Annotated in this window: 24 protein-coding genes; 11 read left to right on the forward strand and 13 right to left on the reverse strand. The window is 69.0% G+C overall.

Features of this window, described 5'->3' with window-relative positions; translation table 11 throughout:
* Positions 1 to 23: 23 nt before the first annotated feature.
* The 3 genes from AB3M34_RS04035 to AB3M34_RS04045 all read right to left on the reverse strand — a co-directional run bounded on the left by AB3M34_RS04035 (position 24) and on the right by AB3M34_RS04045 (position 4325).
* Positions 24 to 1025 carry a GlxA family transcriptional regulator gene (locus tag AB3M34_RS04035; protein WP_370617800.1) on the reverse strand — a complete coding sequence of 334 codons (1002 nt, stop codon included), beginning with the start codon at positions 1023 to 1025 and terminating at the stop codon, positions 24 to 26.
* A 53-nt stretch (positions 1026 to 1078) separates the two neighbouring features.
* On the reverse strand, positions 1079 to 2065 hold the full coding sequence (locus AB3M34_RS04040) for a GlxA family transcriptional regulator (RefSeq protein WP_370617801.1): 987 nt from the start codon (positions 2063 to 2065) through the stop codon (positions 1079 to 1081).
* Positions 2066 to 2177: 112 nt separating this feature from the next.
* Entirely contained in the window at positions 2178 to 4325 is a 2148-nt protein-coding gene (locus AB3M34_RS04045; protein WP_370617802.1) for an MMPL family transporter, read from the reverse strand.
* 297 nt (positions 4326 to 4622) lie between these two features.
* On the opposite strand from AB3M34_RS04045, the gene AB3M34_RS04050 reads away from it, so the two are divergent.
* A complete protein-coding gene (locus tag AB3M34_RS04050; RefSeq protein ID WP_370617803.1) occupies positions 4623 to 6041 on the forward strand; it encodes an MFS transporter in 1419 nt (472 codons plus the stop codon).
* A gap of 45 nt (positions 6042 to 6086) precedes the next feature.
* Here the strand turns inward: AB3M34_RS04050 and AB3M34_RS04055 are convergent, their stop codons facing one another.
* Entirely contained in the window at positions 6087 to 6569 is a 483-nt protein-coding gene (locus AB3M34_RS04055) for a DUF664 domain-containing protein (protein WP_370617804.1), read from the reverse strand.
* 110 nt (positions 6570 to 6679) lie between these two features.
* A complete protein-coding gene (locus AB3M34_RS04060; protein ID WP_370617805.1) occupies positions 6680 to 7153 on the reverse strand; it encodes an SRPBCC family protein in 474 nt (157 codons plus the stop codon).
* Between the two features lie 321 nt (positions 7154 to 7474).
* Here AB3M34_RS04060 and AB3M34_RS04065 point away from each other — a divergent pair, with 321 nt between their 5' ends.
* Positions 7475 to 7963, forward strand: coding sequence for a CGNR zinc finger domain-containing protein (locus tag AB3M34_RS04065; protein WP_370617806.1), 489 nt, complete (start codon positions 7475 to 7477; stop codon positions 7961 to 7963).
* Here the strand turns inward: AB3M34_RS04065 and AB3M34_RS04070 are convergent.
* From AB3M34_RS04070 to AB3M34_RS04080, 3 genes are read right to left on the reverse strand one after another with little or no spacing between them, the layout of a single operon-like run.
* Positions 7960 to 8304 (reverse strand): hypothetical protein, encoded by a 345-nt coding sequence (locus AB3M34_RS04070; protein WP_370617807.1) that lies wholly within the window; start codon positions 8302 to 8304, stop codon positions 7960 to 7962. The genes AB3M34_RS04065 and AB3M34_RS04070 overlap by 4 nt on opposite strands.
* A complete protein-coding gene (locus AB3M34_RS04075; RefSeq protein ID WP_370617808.1) occupies positions 8297 to 8860 on the reverse strand; it encodes a hypothetical protein in 564 nt (187 codons plus the stop codon). Before AB3M34_RS04075 ends, AB3M34_RS04070 begins: the two co-directional genes overlap by 8 nt.
* A gap of 38 nt (positions 8861 to 8898) precedes the next feature.
* A complete protein-coding gene (locus AB3M34_RS04080; protein ID WP_370617809.1) occupies positions 8899 to 9201 on the reverse strand; it encodes a helix-turn-helix domain-containing protein in 303 nt (100 codons plus the stop codon).
* Positions 9202 to 9264: 63 nt separating this feature from the next.
* Between AB3M34_RS04080 and map the strand changes: the two genes are divergently transcribed.
* The gene (gene map, locus AB3M34_RS04085) at positions 9265 to 10053 is read left to right on the forward strand and encodes a type I methionyl aminopeptidase (RefSeq protein WP_370617810.1); all 789 of its coding nucleotides are present in this window, start codon (positions 9265 to 9267) and stop codon (positions 10051 to 10053) included.
* Positions 10054 to 10107: 54 nt separating this feature from the next.
* Positions 10108 to 11190: a tartrate dehydrogenase gene (locus AB3M34_RS04090; RefSeq protein ID WP_370617811.1), complete on the forward strand. Its 1083-nt coding sequence runs from the start codon at positions 10108 to 10110 to the stop codon at positions 11188 to 11190.
* A 6-nt stretch (positions 11191 to 11196) separates the two neighbouring features.
* Here the strand turns inward: AB3M34_RS04090 and AB3M34_RS04095 are convergent, their stop codons facing one another.
* Together AB3M34_RS04095 and AB3M34_RS04100 are read right to left on the reverse strand one after the other, a co-directional pair.
* Complete coding sequence (locus AB3M34_RS04095) at positions 11197 to 11904, reverse strand: GAF and ANTAR domain-containing protein (protein WP_370617812.1); 708 nt, start codon at positions 11902 to 11904, stop codon at positions 11197 to 11199.
* Positions 11905 to 11940: 36 nt separating this feature from the next.
* On the reverse strand, positions 11941 to 12336 hold the full coding sequence (locus AB3M34_RS04100) for a MerR family transcriptional regulator (protein ID WP_370617813.1): 396 nt from the start codon (positions 12334 to 12336) through the stop codon (positions 11941 to 11943).
* A gap of 89 nt (positions 12337 to 12425) precedes the next feature.
* Between AB3M34_RS04100 and AB3M34_RS04105 the strand changes: the two genes are divergently transcribed.
* Positions 12426 to 13934 carry a SulP family inorganic anion transporter gene (locus AB3M34_RS04105; protein WP_370617814.1) on the forward strand — a complete coding sequence of 503 codons (1509 nt, stop codon included), beginning with the start codon at positions 12426 to 12428 and terminating at the stop codon, positions 13932 to 13934.
* 19 nt (positions 13935 to 13953) lie between these two features.
* On the opposite strand, the gene AB3M34_RS04110 is transcribed toward AB3M34_RS04105, so the two are convergent.
* Entirely contained in the window at positions 13954 to 14670 is a 717-nt protein-coding gene (locus tag AB3M34_RS04110; protein WP_370617815.1) for a GntR family transcriptional regulator, read from the reverse strand.
* Between the two features lie 128 nt (positions 14671 to 14798).
* On the opposite strand from AB3M34_RS04110, the gene AB3M34_RS04115 reads away from it, so the two are divergent.
* The 5 genes from AB3M34_RS04115 to AB3M34_RS04135 are packed head-to-tail and all read left to right on the forward strand — an operon-like array spanning position 14799 to position 19881.
* Positions 14799 to 16085 carry an MFS transporter gene (locus AB3M34_RS04115; RefSeq protein WP_370617816.1) on the forward strand — a complete coding sequence of 429 codons (1287 nt, stop codon included), beginning with the start codon at positions 14799 to 14801 and terminating at the stop codon, positions 16083 to 16085.
* On the forward strand, positions 16082 to 17062 hold the full coding sequence (locus AB3M34_RS04120; protein WP_370617817.1) for an NAD(P)-dependent oxidoreductase: 981 nt from the start codon (positions 16082 to 16084) through the stop codon (positions 17060 to 17062). Before AB3M34_RS04115 ends, AB3M34_RS04120 begins: the two co-directional genes overlap by 4 nt.
* Positions 17059 to 18114 carry a tartrate dehydrogenase gene (locus tag AB3M34_RS04125; RefSeq protein ID WP_370617818.1) on the forward strand — a complete coding sequence of 352 codons (1056 nt, stop codon included), beginning with the start codon at positions 17059 to 17061 and terminating at the stop codon, positions 18112 to 18114. The genes AB3M34_RS04120 and AB3M34_RS04125 overlap by 4 nt, the downstream gene beginning before the upstream one ends.
* Before the next feature lie 46 nt (positions 18115 to 18160).
* Positions 18161 to 19552, forward strand: coding sequence for an acyclic terpene utilization AtuA family protein (locus AB3M34_RS04130; RefSeq protein WP_370617819.1), 1392 nt, complete (start codon positions 18161 to 18163; stop codon positions 19550 to 19552).
* A complete protein-coding gene (locus AB3M34_RS04135) occupies positions 19549 to 19881 on the forward strand; it encodes a DUF4387 domain-containing protein (protein ID WP_370617820.1) in 333 nt (110 codons plus the stop codon). Before AB3M34_RS04130 ends, AB3M34_RS04135 begins: the two co-directional genes overlap by 4 nt.
* A 3-nt stretch (positions 19882 to 19884) precedes the next feature.
* Here the strand turns inward: AB3M34_RS04135 and AB3M34_RS04140 are convergent, their stop codons facing one another.
* On the reverse strand, positions 19885 to 20514 hold the full coding sequence (locus AB3M34_RS04140) for a CoA transferase subunit B (RefSeq protein ID WP_370617821.1): 630 nt from the start codon (positions 20512 to 20514) through the stop codon (positions 19885 to 19887).
* Positions 20515 to 20516: 2 nt separating this feature from the next.
* Positions 20517 to 21236, reverse strand: a complete 720-nt coding sequence (locus AB3M34_RS04145) for a CoA transferase subunit A (protein WP_370617822.1) — start codon at positions 21234 to 21236, stop codon at positions 20517 to 20519.
* A gap of 153 nt (positions 21237 to 21389) precedes the next feature.
* Between AB3M34_RS04145 and AB3M34_RS04150 the strand changes: the two genes are divergently transcribed.
* Complete coding sequence (locus AB3M34_RS04150) at positions 21390 to 22145, forward strand: IclR family transcriptional regulator (RefSeq protein WP_370617823.1); 756 nt, start codon at positions 21390 to 21392, stop codon at positions 22143 to 22145.
* Positions 22146 to 22148 lie beyond the last annotated feature (3 nt).

A 22148-nucleotide genomic window follows, 5' to 3' on the forward strand; every position in this document is an offset into this window, starting at 1 on the left:
GCCGATATGACGCGGACAGCGACCTAACCGGCGACGGGAGTGTGCTCCGACCCGTCCGTGGGCTGAGACCCGGGACCCTCCAGGCGGTACTGCCTCGGGCTCATCCCGAACCTCGAGACGAACGCTTGTCTCATGTGCTCGACCCCCGAGAACCCGCATCGATCGGCGATCTGCCCGATGTCCCGGTCGGTCGAGCGCAGCATGCGGACGGCGAGCTCCAGGCGTACGTTTCGAACCGCCATGGCCGGAGGTTGGCCCAGGTGCTCGCGGAAGACCCGCGTGAGCTGACGCTGGGACACGTTCGCCCTCGCTGCCAACGCGGCTGGTCGCAGGTCGCCGCCCGGATTGGCCAGGATGTGGTCGATGAGCTGGCGCATCAGGTGATCGCCCTGCCGTGGAGAGGCGGTGAACATGCTCACCTGGGGCTGCGACCCTGGCCGTTGCAGGTAGGTGACCATCGCCTTGGCCACCAGACGAGCGGTCTCGGCGCCGTGATCGTCCTCGATCAGAGCGAGCGTCAGATCGAGCGATGCCATGAGCCCACCGGAGGTGGCCACCGGTCCGTCCTTGATGTAGATCGGTCCAGCGTCGACAAGCACCTTCGGGAACCGATCGGCCAGGCCGGCCGCATAGTTCCAGTGCGTGGTGGCGCGACGACCGTCAAGCAGGCCGGCCGCGGCAAGGACGGTAGCTCCCGTGCACACGGAGACCACCCGTCGCGCTGTCTTCGCGAGGCGGCGAACCTGCTCCACCAAGCCGGCGTCGTTCGAGGCGTCCTCGTGCCCCGACCCGCCCGCGACGATGATCGTGTCGCAGCGCTCGACGTCCGGCAGAGCAGCCTGCGCGACGAGCTCGAGGCCGTTCGAGCAGCGCACGACCTCGCCGTCGATCGAGGCGAGCACGACCTCGTACGGAGGATGCGCCCACGTGGCAGCGATCGACAACGCGCTCGTGACGCAGGCGATGTCGGCGATCTCGGCATCGGGGTACGCCACGACGACGACGCTGGAGTCTGGCTCGGTCAATCTTCACCCCGCTGGTCCGGTGTGACCCACCTCACATTGTATCTGGCGCCGTGTCACGCGCGGGCTTGGCAGGAGATTGCTTGCGACTGGGTCCGTCGGTAGTGCGAGGGCGCGGTGCCGTAGATGGCGACGAAGACCTGACGCAGCGACTCCGCGCCGCTGAAACCACAACGCGTGGCGACGGCTGCGAGCGTGAGGGTCGTGCTGGTGAGCAGGTGCGCGGCCGCCTGGGCGCGTGCTTGCCGGACGAATCGGGCCGGGGTCTGGTCGAACTCCCGCAGGAAGAGCCTGCTGAGGTGCCGTTCGCTCAGCCCGACGGCTTCGGCGATGCGGGAGGCGGACAAGTCGTCGTCGAGATGGGTCACGACATAGTTGCTTGCCTGTTGAGCGACCGATGCCGTGGGTGCCGGCGCAGAGGTGAACACGCTCATCTGTGCTTGGTTGCCCGGACGCTGCATGTAGGTGACCAGCTGGCGCGCCACATCGCGCGCCAGGGCTGGGCCGTGGTCCTCCTCCAGCAGGGCGAGGCTGAGGTCCAACGACGCCGTGACTCCCGCTGATGTGGCGACCTTTCCGTCGCGGACATAGATCGGTCTGGGATCGAAGACGACTGCCGGATAGCGGTGAGCGAGGGTCCGGGCGTACTGCCAGTGCGTCGCTACGCGTCGCCCGTCGAGGAGGCCCGCCGCGGCAAGCACCCCCGCGCCCGTGCACAATGACGCGACCCGGGTGCTGTCGCGGGACAGCCGCCTGACGTGGGCGACGAGGTGGATGTCCTCCGCCGCGCGATCGTGCCCGAATCCCCCCGAGACGACCAGTGTGTCCACAGGACCTTTCTCCCGCTCCAGGAGGTCGTGAGCGTTCACCGACAGTCCCGACGGGCTGGTGACCGGGGCGCCGCCCTGAGTGACGACGCGGGACGCGTACAGATGCCTGCCCGCGACATGGTTGGCCAGTGCCAGCGTCGTCGTGACGGAAGCAATGTCGAGAAGCTCAGCGCCGGGATAGCCGACGACGACGAATGTCCGAGTTGCGTTCACCCCCTGAACCTAAGAAGGCGCAGTGGGCGATGACCAGTGTCCCGCTGGACGAGTAGGCAGGATTCCAGGACAGGACCATGGTGGTTCGCGCTTGTGACCAGGTGACTACCGCCTATCTCTCCCGTACGCCCACGGTTCGATGAAGACGTCGCAGGGGGCGCGGGGCCCACCACGTGAAGCGACCTGTCACGCGCATCGCGGCGGGGAGGAGAACCCCTCGGACGAGCGTGGCGTCGATGAGGATCGCCAGACCGGTCCCGAGTCCGAACATCTGGATGAAGCTCACGCCGCTGGTCATGAAGGCGAAGAAGTTGACGGCGAGCAGGGCCGCCGCGGTCGTCACGATCCGGCCGGTGCGCGCCAGACCGTCGGACACGGATTCCTGAAGAGAAGCGCCAGCGTCACTCAGCTCCTTGATGCGGCTGATCACGAAGAGCTCGTAGTCCATCGACAGGCCGAAGGTGATGCACAGCAGGAGTACGAGCATGGCGAGGTCGAGCGGTCGCGCAGTGAATCCCAGGACCTGGTCGAACCATCCTTCTTGAAACACCATGACCATGAGGCCCAACGTCGCAGACAGACTGACGGCGTTCAGCAGCAGTGCTCGGACCGGTTGCACGACGCTGCCGGTGAACAGGAAGAGCAGGACAAGGGTCATCCCGGTGATGAGACCCACAGCAAGGGGCAGCCGGCTTCCGACGGTGTCCTTGGTGTCGACGAGCCGTGCCGACGCGCCGCCGACGTAGACATCGGTCGCCGCGGGGGAAGGAACCGCCCGCACGTCACCGACCAGCGCTTGGCTGTCGGTCGAATCGGCGTGGACGTCTGCGCCGATCAGCAGCAGCTCCGTGTCCTCTGCGCCCAGGGCCGGAGTCTCGGTGCGATCGGTGACAGTCCCGTCGACGTAGACACCGGCGCGTGAGCGGACGAGTGCAACGCCAGACGTCTGGGACACCGACGCCGCGTAGTCGTCGAGCTCGGCGTCGGTCAGGTCACCGCTGAGCACCGCCTGCAGGGAGGTCGCCTCGTTGGCGGGGAACTCCTCGCGCATGAGGTCGCCCACCACTCGAGCATCGTTCTCGCTGGTCAGGACCCGGTCGTCGGGCATGCCGAACTGGACCGACAGCAGCGGGGTTGCAGCCAGAAGCAGCAGGGCAAGGACCGGTGCGGCTGTCGCCAACGGGTGTCGCATGGCCGTGCCGCCGACGCGGCCCCAGAACCTCGAGGTCGGCGGCGGAGGCGCCAGCCAGGGAAGGCGGCCCCGTTCGATTCGCGGTCCCAGGAGTGCGAGCGCCGCAGGGAGCACCACCAGGGCCGCTGCCATGGCGATCAGCACGACGGCGACGCCGGCATAGGCGAAGGACCTCAGGAAGTACAACGGGAACACGAGAAGAACGGCGAGCGCAGCGGCAACGGTGATCGCGCTGAACGCGATCGTGCGGCCGGCGGACGACACGCATCGCCTCACGGCTTCTGGTGCTGAGTGCCCGGCGCCGAGCTCCTCTCGGAAGCGGCTGACCATCAGCAGCGCGTAGTCGACCGCGAGACCGAGGCCCAGCGCGGTCGTCAGGTTGAGCGCGAAGACAGAGACGTCGGTGACCGATCCGATCACCGTGAGCACGGCGAAGGTACCGAGTACGGCGATCCCGCCGATGACGAGGGGAACGAGCGCCGCGGCCACCGTGCGAAACGCAAGGAGGAGCAGAACCATGATGAGTGGGACGGCGATGGATTCGGCGAGAGCCAGGTCCTTGCCGACCTGTTCGGTGATGTCGACCCCGACTGCGGCAGCGCCCCCCATGGTGATGTGGAACGGTCCACGGTCGCCGGAGAACCGGCTGCGAAGGTCCGTGATCGTCTCGTTGCTGTCGTCGGAGGCGTGCGCGAGAACCAGTGCGTGGCGGCCGTCGGTCGACAGCAGGGCTGGAGAGCGGGTCTCGAACCAGGAGGTGACCTCGTCGATCGCGGGATCGGCACGCAGCGACTCGGTCAGCTCGACGCCAGCACCCACGACTTCTCTGGAGTCCATGTCGTCGGAGGGGATCTCGGCGACGAAGACGAGGTTCGTGGTCCCGCCCAGGCGCTCGTCGATGAGCTGTTCCGCGACGCTCGACTCCGCTCGCGGGTCGGTGAAACCTTCGGTCTGGAGCTTGGTGAACACCGTCACGCCAGCAGCGGTCGCGCCCACCATGAGGATGGCGGTGAGCAGCAGGATCGTGCGTGCGTGCTTGACGGTGACGTGGCCCAGACGCGTGAACACAGTGGAGCCTCCTGTTTGGAGCGGTCCCCGATGACGCTCCCGGCCACGGGGACGCGCGGCCACGTCAACGCGCGGTCGTGTCCGAGTTCCTGGCCGAGATGTCTCGAACGCCCCATCGGACGGCTTGGGACAGCGTGTCCGTTCCGGTGCTCCGCCTTGCCCGGAATCCCGCCATGTACCTCACGTTTCCGGACACGTCCGACGAATGCTGACGACGCCTGACGCGCCCCGTGGCTCGATCGGTATCACCAACCCGTCGTGCTGAGACGGATCAGACGAAGTGACCAGGAGGGGCCGATGACGCAGAGGGACTCCCAGCAGGCCGACTCGACCGCACTCCCGCGCCGGTGGCAGGCTCTGGCGCTGCTTGCCGTTGCGCAGTTCATGCTCATCCTCGACATCACGGTCGTGACCGTGGCGATGCCCGACCTGGGCGCGGACCTTGACATGGGTCGCGAGGCACTGACCTGGGTCATGAGCGCCTACACGCTGAGCTTCGGCGGCTTCTTGCTGCTCGCCGGCCGGGCCGCTGACATGGTCGGCCCGCGCCTCCTGATGTTCAGCGGGCTCGGACTGTTCACACTCGCCTCGCTGCTCATCCCTCTGGCGTCCTCGGGCGGGATGGTGATCGCCGGGCGGGTGGCGCAGGGCATCGGGGCCGCCATGCTGTCGCCTGCGGCGCTGTCGGTCGTGGTCCGGCTCTTCGAGGGCGAGGAACGCAACAAGGCGCTCGCGATCTGGTCGTCGCTCGGCGGCGTCGGTGCTGCCGTTGGTGTGCTGCTCGGTGGTCTCCTCACCGCCGGGCCCGGGTGGGAGTGGGTGTTCCTGGTCAATGTGCCCGTCGGCGCTGTGCTGCTGATCGGGCTGGCCCGTCTGCTGCCCCCGATGCCGCCTTGGTCTGCAGGCGGGAGGCTCGACGTGGTCGGCGCGGTGCTGGTGACCGCCGCGACCCTGTTGGTGACCTACGCCTTCATCGGCGCGGGCGCCCACGGCTGGTCCAGCGCCCGGACACTGGGGCTGCTGGCCGCCGGTCTCGCGACGTACGCAGGGTTCATCGCGTGGCTCCTCCTCAGCCGGCGTCGCGGCCGGGCGCCTCTCGTCGACCCGGCTCTGCTGTCCCGACGGCCTGTGGTGGCCGGGACCTTCGTCCTCTTCGTGACCACCGGTTTGATGGTGGCAGTGTTCTTCCTCGGCACGTTCTACTTCCAGGAGGTCCGTGGCCACGGTCCGATGGCCACCGGACTGCTCTTCCTGCCGGTCGCACTGGCGACCATGGCGGGAGCGCAGATCGGCGGACGGCTGCTTGCCTCCGTGGGTCCGCGCACCCTGGGGGTCCTCGGACTGCTGACCGCGGCCGCCGGCTTGGCAGTCTTCGCGCTCAGCCTCACCACGGAAGCGAGTGTCATCGCTGTGAGCTTCGGCTCAGCCGGGCTCGGTGCGATGTTCGTGGTCGCGGCTGCCACGGCCCTCGGGCAAGTCTCGCCCGAAGAGGCTGGGATCGCTTCGGGCGTTCTGAGCACCAGCCACGAGCTCGGCTCCTCTCTTGGAGCAGCGGTCGTCTCAGGGGTGGTGGCGACAAGCCTGATCGCGGGTGACGTGAACGGCTTCGAGCGCGGCTACCTGGTCGCTGCCGCCGTTGCCGTCGCTGCCGCCGTCATGGCGGGCATCCTCATCCCGGGGAAGCCACGGGACGAGCTCGACCCGGCCTTCGGTTGAGGCGAGACGCCGCGGTCGCACTCCCGAACTCATGGAACCCGAGCGCTAGACCACGAGGTGCTGCCGTCCGTCGATCCGTTCCCGAGCGAGGTCGAGATGGCCTGCATGGGTGGCCGTCTCCACCAGCAGCCTCAGCACGCAGCCGCGTGCGTCGGCGAACGGCGGGAAGGGGAAGATCTCCTCGGGAGGCCACCAGCGAGGAGGCGCATCGAGATCTGTCTCGGTGAGTACGGAGTCGCTGCGCCGGACCCAGCGACGATAGCGTGCCACGGCATCCGCACCGGTCGTGACGGGGACGCTCCACCCGTCTCGGATCAGCTCGATGCACTCCTCGTCGCCACCGAGGATCGCGCCCGCCCAGAAAATTTCGACGTCGTACGAGAGGGGGTTGAGCAGCTGCGCGATCGACCAGCCGGAAGGCGCAGCAGGGCGTACCAGGTCGGACTCGCTCAGGCCGGCGACAGCCGACAGGACGTGCCTGCGTTCGGCGTCGAGGTGAGCCAGGAGCGCAGCACGTTCGCGTGTCATGCCAGCACCCTAGGTCGACGCCGACGCGCGCGGACCCCTCGGGCAGGACGTCACCGTACGGTGCTCCCGCCCGAGGGGGCGCTCAAACTGACAGGCCGAAGGGCCTGATGTCAGCGCTCGACCTCGCCCGTGGGCTTGACGTCGCCACGCCACGCACCGGTCTCCGCGCCGCGGGACTCGATGAACTCCTTGAAGCGCTCGAGGTCTCCCTCGACCCGCCGCTCGACGATGTTCAGTGCGTCACCGGTCTTCTCGACGATGCCTTCGGGCTCGTAGTCCAACCGCAGCGTCACGCGCGTCGAACGGCCCAGGTCGTCGGACGCGAACGACACCGTGCCGGCGTTCTTCGTTCCTTCCACAGCACGCCAGGTGACGCGCTCGTCAGGCGTCTGGTCGACGATCTCGGCGTCCCACTCGCGGGTGACACCGGCGATGTCGGCCTTCCAGTGCAGACGCTTGTCGTCCAGCTGCGTGACCGACTCCACTCCTTCCATGAACCGGGGGAATGACTCGAACTGCGTCCACTGGTCGTACGCGGTGCGCACGGGGACGGAGACGTCGACTGTCTTCTGGATGGTGCTCATGTCGGTTGCTGCTCCCTTCACTCGGATATCTGTCCCGTACCCGATCGTGCGGAAGGCATTCACAAGGCCGGGGGCGGCACTGCCGGAGGCTGCGTCGGGGTGAACTCCGCGATCGGTCGTGCGCCAACGCCGGCGGCCGGCTGGCCTGTCACGATGCGGCGGGCGCCGCAGGCACACCGCTGGTAGACGATCAAGCCCTCGCTCGTGACGTGACGTGAATCGGTGGTCCAGACGTGTACGTGCGTGGTGTCCATGCCTCTACCGTGATGTAATGGCCTTGTGCAGTTCAACCATTACGGACGAGATCCGATCCTGCTCGGCGTGAGCCTGTTGAACGACCCGTGCGCCACCCCGGCCGAGCTGGCGGATCGTTGTGAGGAGGCGGGCCTCGACCTCGCGGCCGCGCCGACGTCGTCCGACCTCGAGGCGGTGGGTGCGTTCATGGCGCAGTGGCGGCGCGTGGTCGCGTGCTCGGAGCACGAACCGCGTGCGGCGACGTTGAATGCGTTGATGCTCGAGTACGCCTCCGCTCCCTGGCTCACCGACCATGCCGGGACGGGCTGGCACCTGCACTTCAGGGAGCCGGACGTGGATGTGCCGCGTCAGATCGCCGCGCTCATCAGCGTGGGGACCGCCCTTCACCTCAGCGGGCTCGGCATGGACCGTCTGGGCATCTGCGCGGCAGGCGAGTGCTCGAAGGCGTACGCCGACATCTCCCGCAACGGCCGCCAGCGCTACTGCAGCACGACCTGCGCCAACCGCGAAGCCGTACGCCGGCACCGCGCGACACGAGCCTCAGCGACGGTCTAGCGGCCGCGCGCGTGCAGGGTCCTGGCGGCGCGGCTGTCGACCAGCGTCACGGCGAGCAAGCTCGCGGCCGTCACTCGACCCGCCCGGCCACCGCGACCGACGACGACCGCGGTCCCCACGTTGGCAACGGCCCGCGCCGCCAGCCAGGGCCATCTGGGCGTACCGACGAGCAGGCCCGGCGCCAGTGCAAGATCGAGCAGGCCGATCTTGCGCGCAGTCCCCGGATCACCGATGCCGGTCAGCGCTCCCGCGCGACGGGGATCGACCACGAGTGCCGAGCCGGTGACGAGGGTGACGAGCCCCGCGATCCGGCTCGCCTGCAGCGCTGCCTTCTCATCCATCTGCCGATCCTAGGTCGCGGGCGCCCCTGATGGTGCCCAGATTGCCCCGCACCGTCTGCAAGAGCTCGCCCCACACGACGACGACAGCGACATCGATGCCGAGCACTTCCGCCGGATCCGGTGACAGCATCAGAAGCGGTGACTGGGTCCCTACCTCCAGCGCATCGTTGTCGCCATGCGTGCCGGCCGAGATGACGGCCGGATGGCCGATGGCACGCTCGATCGCTGCTTCCAGCTCGGCCTGGCTGTAGCGGCACGTACGCACGGTCACCGTCAAGTAGTCGGGTGCATCGTTGACGACCGCACGAACGGCTGGCGGGATCGTTCCGGCAAACGCCACGTCGAGCTTCCAGCGAGAGGTGCGTTCGATGTAGCCGAAGGAGTCGAAGCGTTCCGTCACATCATGGAGCCGGTCCGTGTAGTCGGACTCTTCGGCGGAATAGACGACCTCGCCCTCGCCGCCGTCCTGCTGTGTCGACATCAACGAACAGCCTGACAACATCAACACCGCCACGAAGAACGTGACCAGCGGCAGAGAGCGCGAGCTGGGTGACATGTGCAGAAGGTATCGGCCTGGGTCGGCCGTTGGCGCCGCTACGAGGGGAGCCGCTCACCTGTGCCGTGGGCGGAGCTGGTGAGCTCGGCACCTCGGGTGGGCTGGCTGATCTCGGCCCACACCGCGTCCAGGGAGAGGCCCAGGACCCCGGCGATCGCTGCGATGGTCGGGAAGGCAGGAGTGGCGACGCGACCCGACTCGATCTTGCGGAGAGTCTCCGGTGAGACGCGGGCGTCGAGAGCGGTCTCCAGGATCGAGCGGTCCCCTCTGGCCAGACGTAGCAGGGCCCCGAGGCGCTGCCCGCGCTCGACCTCCGCGGGGGTGAGGGGCAACCTGACCATGGAGGGATTCTAGTACCGGGATAATATGGCCGGGATAGTTATTGGCCGGCGAGGAGGCGCTGCATGATCGAGATCCTGAACCCCCACGAACTCCCTCGAGCGAAGGAGGCAGGGACTCTGGTCGCCGACATCCTGCAGTCGGTGAAGAGCCGCACCGCAGTCGGCACCAACCTCCTCGACATCGACCGATGGGTCCAGGCGATGATCGTCGACGCCGGCGGGCTGTCCTGCTACGTCGACTACGAACCCTCTTTCGGCCGCGGGCCTTTCGGGCACTACATCTGTACGTCGGTCAACGACGCCGTGCTCCACGGCCTGCCGCACGACTACACGCTCGCCGACGGCGACCTCCTGACGCTCGACCTCGCGGTCTCCAAGGCAGGCCTCGTTGCGGACTCCGCCATCAGCTTCATCGTGGGAGACCTGCGGCCTCCCGAGAGCGTCGCGATGATCGACGCCACCGAGCGCGCGCTGCATGCAGGGATCACCGCTGCTCAGCCAGGAGCTCGCATCGGCGACATCTCGTACGCCATCGGGGAGGTCCTCAGCGAGGCCGGTTATCCGATCAACACCGAGTTCGGCGGTCACGGCGTCGGATCCACGATGCATCAGGATCCGCACGTCGCGAACACCGGCCGCCCTGGTCGTGGATACAAGCTTCGGCCGGGGCTCCTGCTGGCGCTGGAGCCCTGGATCATGGCAGACACCGCTGAGCTCGTCACCGACTCCGACGGCTGGACGCTCAGGAGCGCGACCGGATGCCGGACGGCGCACAGCGAGCACACCATCGCGATCACCGGGGACGGAGCCGAGATCCTGACCCTGCCCACGCAGGCGCAGTCGGTCGCCTAGGTGAACCTGTGGAAGGGTCGTCTTCAGAGGTCAGACATTTCCCAGGGGAGAGACATGACTGAGACCCAGACTTTCCGCATTGCCTCGATCCCCGCCGACGGCGTCGGCGCAGAAGTCGTCGCTGCCGGCCACAGTGTCCTAGACGCGCTCGAGTCCGCGTCCGGCGGCGCGTACCGGTTCGCCTGGGAGGAGTTCCCATGGGGCTGCGGGTACTACACGAAGACCGGCAAGATGATCGCCGACGACGGGCCCGAGCAGCTCGAGTCGTTCGACGCGATCTACTTCGGTGCAGTCGGCTGGCCGACGGTCCCTGACCACATCAGCCTCTGGGGCCTGCGCCTACGCCTGTGCCAGGGCTTCGACCAGTGGGCCAACGTCCGCCCCGTCAACTTCCTCCCCGGCATCACGAGTCCGCTCCGCAAGGCGGACAGCACCGACCTCGACTGGGTCGTCGTACGAGAGAACTCCGAGGGTGAGTACGCGGGGTTCGGAGGCCGCAACTTCGCGGGTCGTGACGGGCGGGGCCAGATCGCGACCCAGTCGGCGGTGTTCACCGAGGTCGGATGCGATCGGATCATGCGCTTCGCCTTCGAGCTGGCACGCACCCGGGCGCACAAGAAGGTCTCGAGCGTGACCAAGAGCAACGCCCAGCAGTACGGGATGGTGCTGTGGGACGAGGTCTTCGCCGACGTCTCGAGGGACTACCCGGACGTCGAGACGGAGAGCGTGCTCGTCGACGCGATGTCGGCGAAGTTCGTCCTGCGCCCGGAGGACCTGTCCGTCGTCGTCGCCTCGAACCTCAACGCCGACATCTTGTCCGATCTCGGCAGTGCTCTCGCAGGCAGTCTCGGCCTCGCAGCGAGCGCGAACCTCAATCCGGAGCGCCGTTATCCGAGCATGTTCGAACCCGTCCACGGGTCCGCCCCGGACATCGCGGGCCAGGGCATCTGCAACCCGATCGGTGCGATCGGCAGTGCTGCGCTGATGCTCGACCACCTCGGGCTGCACGACGAGGCGAAGCGGGTCCAGCGCGCGATCGAGGCCACCTGCGCCCAGGGCGTCCTCACCCGTGACGTCGGGGGCGACGCGTCGACCGAAACGGTCACCGGCGCGGTGATCGACAACTTGGCGGGCTGAGCCGCGTCACGGCCCAGTCCCGTGCCGGTCGGGGATCCGTCGGGTGGCGACGACGTGCTCGGCCACAGTGAGGAGTCGCGTGTTGGTGATCGACGAGACGCGCTGGAGGAACTGGAAGGCGCGGGTGGTGTCAAGGCCGTATCTCTCCATCACGATCCCCATCGCCTGGCCGATGGTCGTGCGGGTGTGTGCTGACCGGCTGCGGTGCTCGATCTCGCGTGAGGACGCGAGGGCGACCGCGACGTGTGCGGCCATGGCGATACCGACCACCTGGTCGTGCTCGTCGAAGGCGTCGACGCGTTCGGAGTACATGGTGAGCGCCCCGTAGTCGTCGGCGGTGGTGAATAGCTGGAAACAGAGGACGCTGCCGAACCCCAGGTCGTGGTGGACGCGCCGGCTCCAGGACGGCCATCGTTCCTCGTGGGCCAGGTCGCGTACCAACGTGGTCTCCTGATCGACGATCGTGTCAAGAGAGGGGCCCTCGCCGACCTCGTACTGCAGCAGATCTGCGTCACGGGCCCGCGGGCCGGTGGTGTTGAGAGTCTCGATCCGGCCGCCCCGCAGGATGAGGCTGACCGTGGCCTCGCTGCAGCCGGCGATGGTCTCCAGCGCCATGGCGAGTGCCTGATCGATCGTGTCGGACTCGTTGCTCTGGTCGCGGAGGGATCGCGCCAGCTCGGCGAAACGGTCTTCGGGATCTTGCTCGCGCGACATCTCGCCACACTAGTCGTGAAGCGCGCGGGGGAGATCTCACCGAGCCGGCCGGCTGAGGCGGCTCTCTAGGCTGCTGATGAACTCGTCCGCCATCGCGAGCTGTGCCTCGAGCCGGGCGCGCCGCTCGGCAGCGTCTTCGAGGACGGCGACCAGCCGGCGCGTCGCCTCGTCGGCCGCGTCGGTGTCGGCCGCGGGATCGGCCAGGGTCTCGATGTCGCGCATGGCAACGCTCATCTGGTCGAGACTGAACCCGAGCGGCTTCATCCGGCGGATCGCGAGGATCTTCTCGACGTCGTCCTCGGTGTACAGCCGGAACCCGCCCTCGGTGCGGCCGGACGGACGTAGCAGCCCGACCTCGTCCCAGTGACGCAGCGACCGGAGCGAGAGCTCGGTGCGTGCGGCGACCTCGCCGATGTGCATGGCGGATCCCATGGTGACCTCTTTCACTGGGCGACGATTCCAACTCTACCCTTACGTGAGGGTAGGGTTGGCGCGGCCGACCAGTCCGAACGGAGCACTTCTTGACCACGCTCACCAGCCGCACGACCGGCCCTGAGCCGACCGTGCGCGAGGCCCTGCGGTCCCCGAGGCTGCTCCGTACGGAGGTGCTCGCCGGCCTCGTCGTCGCCCTGGCCTTGATCCCCGAGGCGATCTCCTTCTCCATCATCGCCGGGGTCGACCCGCGGGTCGGGCTGTTCGCCTCGTTCACGATGGCGGTCGCGATCTCGTTCCTCGGTGGGCGTCCAGCCATGATCTCCGCGGCGACCGGTGCCGTCGCGCTCGTCATCGCACCGGTGATGCGGGACCACGGCTACGACTACCTGATCGCCACCGTGCTGCTGGGCGGCCTCATCCAGGTCGTCCTCGCGCTCGGCGGGGTCGCGAGGCTGATGCGGTTCATCCCGCGCTCGGTGATGGTCGGGTTCGTGAACGCCCTGGCGATCCTGATCTTCGAGGCACAGATCGACCACCTGATCGACGTGCCGTGGATGGTCTACCCGATGATCGCGGTCGGGATCGCCGTCATCGTCGGCTTCCCCCGCGTCAACAAGGTCATCCCCGCCCCGCTCGTCGCGATCGTCGCCCTCACTGCCTTCACGCTGCTGGCCGCGGTCAACGTCCCGAACGTCGGTGACGAGGGCGACTTGCCCGACAGCCTGCCGTCATGGTTCGTCCCCGACGTCCCGTTCAGCCTCGAGACCCTGCAGATCGTCGCGCCGTACGCCCTCGCGATGGCGCTGGTCGGCCTCCTCGAGTCGCTGCTCACCGCCAAGCTCGTCGACGACATCACCGACACCCGCTCCGACAAGACCCGCGAGGCCCTCGGTCAGGGTGCGGCCAACGTCATCACCGGATTCTTCGGCGGTATGGGCGGCTGCGCCATGATCGGCCAGACCATGATCAACGTGAAGGCGTCCGGTGCTCGCACCCGGATCTCCACGTTCCTCGCGGGCGTGCTCCTCCTCATCCTGGTCGTGGGGTTCGGCGACGTGGTCGCGCTCATCCCGATGGCGGCCCTGGTGGCGGTGATGATCATGGTCTCGGTCGGCACCTTCGACTGGCACTCCGTCCGCCCCGCCACCCTGCGGCGGATGCCGAAGTCCGAGACCGCGGTCATGGTCGTCACCGTCCTCGTCACTGTCTTCACGCACAACCTCGCGATCGGGGTGGTGGTGGGGGTCCTGGTCGCGATGACCCTCTTCGCTCGACGCGTCGCTCGCCTGACCGAGACGGAGCGAGACCTCGTCGAGGACGGGCACGGCGCCGCGACGGCGGTCTACCGGGTCACGGGCGAGCTGTTCTTCGCCTCCAGCAACGACCTCTACACCCAGTTCGACTACGCCGGCGACCCGGACACGGTCGTCATCGACCTCTCCGGCGCACACGTGTGGGACGCGTCGACGGTCGCCTCGCTCGACGCGATCGCGACCAAGTACGCACGCAAGGGCAAGTCCGTCACGATCACCGGCCTCAACCGGGCGAGCGCCGAGCGTCATCGCCGCTTGACGGGTCAGCTCTCGGCGCGCTGACGGCCGCTCAGCCGCAGGATCAGCGGCGACCTTCGGCCAGCAGGTCGGCGAGCCCGCCGCGCGCATCCTCGGTCATGAGCCGCTCTGCCTCGGCGCCGTCGCCCCCGCGGAGCGCGACGACCAGCGCCCGGTGGCTGTCGTACCGGTCGCGCCCGAAGTCGGGGTCGTGGTCGATCGCCTCGAGGATCCGGGCGTGGCGTTCGGGACGGGAGAAGACGCGTGCCTGGTCGAGGAGGCGTACGAGGACGGGGTTCCCGGCGCACGCGTCGAGCGCGTCGTTGAAGCGCTGCATCGCGTCCAGGAGCAGGTCGACGTAGCGGTCGAGCGGCTCGCCGTTGCGATTCCTCTGGACGAGGAGGATCAGCAGGTCGTCGGCCTCGTCGAGGATCCTGTCGAGGGCGTCGAGCTGGTCGGGCGTCGCGTGCCGTGCGGCGAACCGCGCCACCATCCCGCGTAGGGCGACCTCCACCTCGGCGAGGTCCGAGATGGCTCCGTCGCCGATCTGCGCGACCTCGACCGTGCGCGGGCCGGTCCGTTCGAGGAGGCCGTCCTGCTCGAGCCGGCGGATCGCCTCGCGGATCGGCGTCGGGCTGACGGACAGGCGCTCGGCGAGACCCCGCTCGGTGACCTTCTGTCCGGGGCGCAGCTCGCCCGTCGTCACAGCAGCGCGGATGGACCGGTACGCACGGTCGGCCAGCGTGTCGGAAGCGAGGTGGGTGGAGAGCTCGGAGGGCACGAGGTCAGCCTAGCCGGATACGCCATCGCATGTGGCTTTGCAACTCTTGACAGTCTTGCTATAGCAAAATAGTGTGACGCGAGCCACGTACGGGCGTCCCCCTACTGTTTCCGTTGAGGAGCCACCGCATGTCGACAACGGCGTCAAAGACACCAAGGTCCCAGCGTTCGACAGAACGACGCATCACGTTCTTCGTCGCGCTCGCGGTGTTCGCGCAGGAGTCCACGTGGAACTTCTACGACAGCCAGGTGCCGCCCCTCCTGCGCGAGCACATCACCAGCGCCGCGATCGTCGGCCTGTGCATGGGCATGGACAACCTCTTCGGCATCTTCATCCAGCCGTGGATGGGCAACCGGTCCGACAACACCCGGACGTCGTGGGGTCGGCGCATGCCTTACCTGGTCGTCGGCATGCCGCTCGCTGCGATCCTCTTCGTCGTCATCCCGCACGCCGACGCCTCGCTGCCGATGCTGCTCGCCGTGATCTTCGCGTACGCCCTGGTCGCCAACTCGTTCAAGCCGATCGCCGAGTCGCTCATGCCGGACTTCATCGCGCCGGAGCGACGCAGCCGCGCCAACGCGGCCGTCAAGATCGCCTCTGCGCTGACCGTCATCGTCGCGGCGCTCATCAGCATCCTCGTCGTGGACGAGCATCCGAAGGGAGCGTTCGCGATCCCGGCGGCGCTGATGCTGGTCTCGATCGCCGTGCTCGCGTGGAAGGTGCGCGACAGCAGGTCCGCGGGCTACCAGGCCGCTCTCGAGGAGGACGCCGCCGGCGAGAACGGGAAGGCGCCGCGTGTCCTCGTCCGTGACGTCATCCGCGACATCGTCCGAGACGAGGACCGCAGCCGGCTCCTCCTGGTCGCGTCGATCTTCCTCTTCGGCTGCGCCTGGGCCGCATCGCGGGCGCTCCTCACGCCGTACGGCCAGGAGGTGCTCGGCCTGTCCCGTGGCGACGCCGGTGGGCTCACCCTCCCGGCGGGCGTGGCCTACATCGTGGCGGCCTACCCCGCGGCGCTGATCGCCGAGAAGGTCGGCCGGATCAGAGTGATGCTCTGGGGAATGGCGGTGTTCGCAGGAGCGATGGTGTTCGGCGGCATCGTCCAGACACCGACCGCGACGGTCGTCGCGTTCTGCGTCGGAGCGGCGGGTGCGGCGGGGTTCATGATCAACGCCGTGGTCGTCCTCTGGAACCTCGCACCCTCGGCCCGGGTCCTGGGGACGTACGCCGGGATCTACACCGTGGGCTGGGCCTCCGGCGGCTTCCTCGGCCCGGCGATCGTCGGCGGCGCCGTCGACCTCACGAGCTGGTCGAGCATGCTGTTCGACATCGCTGTGCTCACCGCGTTCGCCCTGCTCGTCGTCAGCCGGGTCAGCATGCTCCAGCGGCGCCGGACGGACGGGGTGGCACTGTGACCACGCGGGTCCTGATCACCACCGACTACCTGCGGCCGGGCGACGCGGTCGACGACTACCTCCGCGACGCAGGGATGCAGACCCTCCATCTTCCGATGCACGGCGCGCGTGACCCGCGGGAGCTCGTCGCCGCCCTCGCCGGCGTCGATGCCGCGCTGATCGCGAACGAGCCGATGACGGACGGCGTGCTCCGTCACGCCGACCGCCTCCGCGTCGTCGTCCGGACGGGTGTCGGCTACGACTCGGTCGACGTCGTGGCCGCCGCTCAGCACGGCATCAGCGTCAGCAACCTGCCGGGGATCAACGCGAACGCGGTCGCGGAGTTCACGCTCGGGTTGCTCCTCACGTCGGCGCGACGCCTCGTGCAGCTGAGCGCCGGTGTCGCCGCGGGCGGCTGGCCGCGCGGTGACGGCCACGAGCTGCGCGGATCAACCCTCGGCTTGATCGGCCTGGGCGCCTCGGCCCGCGCCGTCGTCCCGCTGGCTCGCGCGTTCGGCATGGAAGTGCTGTGCACGACGCGCGTGCCGGCCGACGAGCGCACGGACGTGGCGGCCACGGTCGTCGGCCTCGACGAGCTCCTGGCCCGCTCCGACTACGTCTCGATCCACACCGCGCTCGACGAGACCACCCGCGGGCTCATCGACGCCGCAGCCCTGGCACGCATGAAGCCGACCGCCGTCCTCCTCAACACGGCGCGCGGCGGCATCGTCGACGAGCCCGCCCTGGCCGACGCCGTACGACGCGGCGTGATCGCGGGCGCCGCACTCGACGTGGTCGCCGCCGAGCCGCTCCCCGCCGACAGCGTGCTCCGGGGGATCGACGGGATCGTCATCACGTCACACATGGCCGGCCAGACCGCCGAGGCGCGCGCCGCCGCCGGCATCCGAGGAGCGGAGGAGCTCGTCGCCGCGCTCGCCGGCCGCGCCCAGCACCGCGTCAACGCTCACCTGCTCGACGCGAGAGGAGTGTCAGCATGAACGGCTACCGCATCGCGGTGATCCCCGGCGACGGCATCGGAGGCGAGGTCACGGCCCCGACCGTGGACGTGCTCCGGCACCTCGCCGACCTCGCGGGCTTCGAGATCGCGTTCGACCAGCTCGACTGGTCCTGCGCCCGCTACCAGGAGACCGGCGCGATGATGCCGGCCGACGGGCTCGACCAGATCCGCGAGCACGACGCGATCCTGCTCGGTGCCGTCGGGTGGCCGGGAGTTCCCGACCACGTCTCGCTGTGGGGGCTGCTCATCCCGATCCGGCGCCGGTTCCAGCAGTACGTGAACCTCCGGCCGATCAGCGTGATGCCAGGTCTGCCGGGGCCGCTCAGCGCCCCCGGAGAGGTGGACTTCGTCGTCGTCCGGGAGAACGTCGAGGGCGAGTACTCCGAGATCGGCGGCCGGTTCGCCAGCGGCACCCCGCAGGAGATGGCGGTCCAGGAGGCGGTGTTCACGCGGGCCGGCGTCACCCGCGTCGTCGACTACGCGTTCGACCTCGCGTCGACTCGTCGCGGCCACGTCACCTCGGCGACGAAGTCCAACGGCATCGTCCACACCATGCCGTTCTGGGACGAGATCGTGCGTGAGCGGGCCGAGCGCCACCCGCGGGTGGAGTGGCGTCAGGAGCACATCGACGCGCTCGCCGCGAAGCTGGTGCTGCAGCCCTCGTCCTTCGACGTGATCGTCGGGTCGAACCTGTTCGGCGACATCCTCAGCGACCTCGCCGCCGCAGTCGCCGGCAGTATCGGCATCGCCCCGTCAGCGAACCTCAACCCCGAGGGCGAGTTCCCGTCGATGTTCGAGCCGGTGCACGGCTCCGCGCCCGACATCGCCGGCAAGGGCATCGCGAACCCGATCGGCGCGCTGTGGTCGGCGTCGATGATGCTCGACCACCTCGGTGAGAAGGACTCGGCCGCGGCGCTGCTCGGCGCGATACGGACGACGCTCGCAGCGGCCGAGGTCCGCACGCCCGACCTCGGCGGCACCGCGACGACGACCGACTTCGCCGCCGCCGTGCAGGAGGCGATCTCCCTGTGACCTCCACGTCTCACCACGACCAGCAGACCCCGACCAGAGGACGACCATGACCACGACCAAGGACCCGCAGCAGACGGAGTCGGTACGCATCCTCGTCCCGGCCGGCATGCTCGGTGCGGGCTTCGCGGAGTCGACGGTGGAGCGGGGCATCGCGCTCGGTGCCGACGTCATCTCCATCGACGGAGGCTCGACCGACTCCGGGCCCGCCTACCTGGGCGCGTCCAAGCCCAAGACGACCGCCGCAGCGGTCGCTCGCGACCTGCGCATCATGCTCACGGCGGCCGCAGGCGCCGGCATCCCGGTGATCGTCGGGTCGTGCGGCACGAGCGGCACGGACGCCGGTGTCGACTGGGTGGCGGGCATCGCCGCGCAGGTGATGCGCGAGGAGGGGCTCGATCTCACCGTCGCCCGGATCTACAGCGAGCAGTCCGCCGCCGACCTCAAGGAGCACCTCGACGCCGGGCGTACGCACCCGCTGCCGCCGATGGGCGAGCTCAGCGTCGAGGTCCTCCAGAGCTGCACCCACATCGTCGGCATGATGGGTCACGAACCGATCGTCGCGGCCCTGGAAGCCGGTGCGCAGGTCGTGCTGGCCGGACGCGCCACCGACACGGCCGTAGCGGCGGCCTTCCCGCTCATGAAGGGGATGCCGGCAGGACCCACCTGGCACGTCTCGAAGATCGTCGAGTGCGGCGGCCAGTGCACCACGAACCCGCGCTCCGGTGGCGTGATCGCGACGATCGACGCAGACGGCTTCACCATCGAGCCCCTCGACCTCGACGCCGCCTGCACGCCGACCTCGGTCTCCGCGCACATGCTGTACGAGACCGTCAACCCGTTCCAGATGCGCGAGCCGGACGGCACGATCGACGTCAGCGAGGCGACGTACGAGGCGCTGGACGAGCGACGCGTCCGGGTCGAGGGCTCGCAGTTCCACGTGGCTGACCAGCACACGATCAAGCTCGAGGGTGCGCGCCTCACGGGCTACGAGACGCTCTCCTTCGCCGCGATCCGCGACCCGCTCGTGCTCGCGGACATCGACGGCTGGGCGGACCTGCTCCGTACGATCCTGGAGCAGCGCGTCTCGCAGACGCTCGGGCTCGGCCCGGACGACTACGAGTTCGACATCCGCCTGTACGGCCACAACGCGGTGCTCGACAACCTCGAGCCGGCCACGGGACCACCCCGTGAGGTCGGCGTGATGCTGCTCGTCAGCGCCGCCGACCAGGCCACCGCGACGGCCGTCGCCAAGGTCGCGAACCCGCTGATGCTGCACCTGCCCACCCCGGACATGGACTACCTGCCGAGCTTCGCGTTCGCGACGTCGCCGGCCGAGATCGAGCGCGGAGCCGCGTACGAGTTCGTCCTGAACCACGTCGTCGACTCGACGACCCCGACCAGCATGTTCCGGATCGAGACGAAGGAGGTCCTCGCATGACGCACGACACGATCACGCTCGGCGAGGTCGCGCTGGAGGTCCGCTCGAAGAACGCCGGACCGTTCTGGGTCACGATGGAGCTCTTCATGCGCGACGAGGTGTCGTACGCGCTCGCGGCCGACGCGTCGTACGTCAACGAGGAGGTCGTCGCTGCGCTGTACGGCGTCGAGGCGGGCGCCGTCCAGCTGTTCAGGATCCCGTCGCTCAACGTCGTCAAGATCTCGTTCCCACGGCCCATCAGCCAAGGGTCGCTCCGCGACCGCGACATGCACGCCGGGCAGCACCACGTGCCGCTCGCGCTGGTCCGGGTCCCCGCACCAGTCGCGTAGCCGTCAGTCGCGCACCGGTGCGTCGGTCTTCGCGCGGATGTCGTCGGCGGTCATGCCCGGACACACCTGGACGAGCTTCAGCCCGTCCGGCGTGACGTCCAGGACGGCCAGGTCGGTGATGATCCGGTCGACGACTCCCGCACCGGTGAGCGGCAGCGTGCACTCCTCGACGATCTTGGGCGTGCCGTCCTTCGCGACGTGGTCGGTGATCACGACGACGCGGCGGGTGCCGGCCACGAGGTCCATCGCGCCGCCCATGCCCTTGACGAGCTTGCCGGGCACGGTCCAGTTGGCGAGGTCGCCGTTCGCGCCGACCTGCAGCGCCCCGAGGATCGCCACGTCGACGTGGCCGCCGCGGATCATCGCGAACGACGTCGCCGAGTCGAAGATGCTCGCGCCCGGTGCTGCGGTGACGGTCTGCTTGCCGGCGTTGATCAGGTCAGCGTCCTCCTCGCCCTCGTAGGGGAACGGGCCGATCCCGAGGAGGCCGTTCTCGCTCTGCAGCGACACCGAGACACCCTCCGGCAGGTGGTTGGCCACGAGGGTCGGGATGCCGATGCCGAGGTTCACGTAGTCGCCGTCGCTCAGCTCGAGTGCCGCGATAGCGGCCATCTCGTCACGGGTCCAAGCCATGGTCAGGCCTCCTCGGTCGTGCTGGCGGGGCGGGGGCGCGTCGTACGCTGCTCGATCGGGTACTCGCGGGGGCTCGACGCAATGACGCGGTCGACGTAGATCCCAGGGGTGTGCACGTCGTCGGGATCGAGATAGGTGTCGAGCACGTGCTGGGCATCGACGACGGTCGTGCGTCCGCAGGTCGCGACGATCGGGTTGAAGTTGCGCGCCGTCAGCCGGTAGCGGAGGTTGCCCTCGGGGTCGACGGTGTGCGCGTGGACGAGCGCGAGGTCGGCGACGATGCCGCGCTCGAGCACGCACGTCTCGCCGTCGAACTCCTCGGTCGGCTTGCCCTCGGCGACCGGCGTGCCGACGCCGGTCCGGGTGTAGAACGCGGCGATCCCCGCGCCCCCGGCGCGCATGCGCTCAGCGAGCGTGCCCTGCGGCGTGAACTCGACCTCGAGCGCCCCGTCGAGGAACTGCCTCGCGAACAGCGCGTTCTCGCCGACGTACGACGCGATGACCTTGGTGACCTGGCTGCTCTCGAGGAGGATCCCGAGGCCCTTGCCGTCCACGCCCATGTTGTTGGACACCACGGTGAGGTCCTGGACACCCGAGTCGCGGACGGCCTCGATCAGGTCGAACGGGTTGCCCGACAGGCCGAACCCTCCGACAGCGATCGTCATGCCGTCGTGCAACATGCCGTCGAGCGCCGCCTGAGCGTCGTCGCGGAGCTTCCTCATCGATGTGCCTCCGTCCATCCAGTGGTCACGTCGAGTGAACGCGATGCGGGTCTTCTCGTCAATGATCCCGGACTTGTCCCTGGGATTCCTCTCGGTCGGCGGTCAACCTCCGCCTCCAGCGTCCACTCAGCGGATACCTCGTACGATCGTGGCATGGCGCAGTCCTCCCAGCTCGTCGGTCGCGTCGGCCGGATCCTGCGCGCCGTTGCTGCCGGGTCGAGCGACGGCGTGACGACGAGCGACCTCGCGCGCGACACCGAGCTGCCCCGTGCGACGACGCACCGCCTCCTGGAGTCGCTCGCCGCGGAAGGCATGCTGGACCGCGACGGCGCCACCGGCCGCTGGTTCCTCGGCCCTGAGCTCTACGTGCTCGGCACCCGAGCCGCGTCGCGGTTCGACGTGACGCGCGAGGCGCGGGGCAGCGTACGCCGGCTGGCCGAGGCGACCGGTGAGAGCGCGTTCTTCTCGGTCCGCCGCGGCGACGAGACAGTGGTCCTGCTGCGCGAGGACGGGGCGTTCCCCATCCGCTCCTTCGTGCTGTACGAGGGAGCGCGGTTCCCGCTCGGGGTGGTATCCGCAGGTCTCGTGGTGCTGTCGTACCTGAGCGACGACGACATCGACGACTACCTGAGGCGGGCGGACCTCACGACCCAGTGGGGCGCCGCCCACGAGCCGGCGTCCGTGCGGGAACGGATCGCCCGGACGCGCGAGGCGGGGTGGGCGGTCAACCCCGGTCTGGTCGTCGAGGGCAGCTGGGGGATGGCCGCCGCGGTGTTCGACACGGCGGGCGCACCGCGCGGGGCGCTCACGCTCACCGGGATCGAGTCGCGGTTCCGTCCCGAGCGACAGGCCGAGCTGGGGCGGCTGCTGCTGGACGAGGCGCACCGGCTCTCGCGCGCCCTGGGTTGAGGG

This window comes from Mumia sp. Pv4-285, assembly GCF_041320275.1.
Lineage (GTDB): Bacteria > Actinomycetota > Actinomycetes > Propionibacteriales > Nocardioidaceae > Mumia > Mumia qirimensis.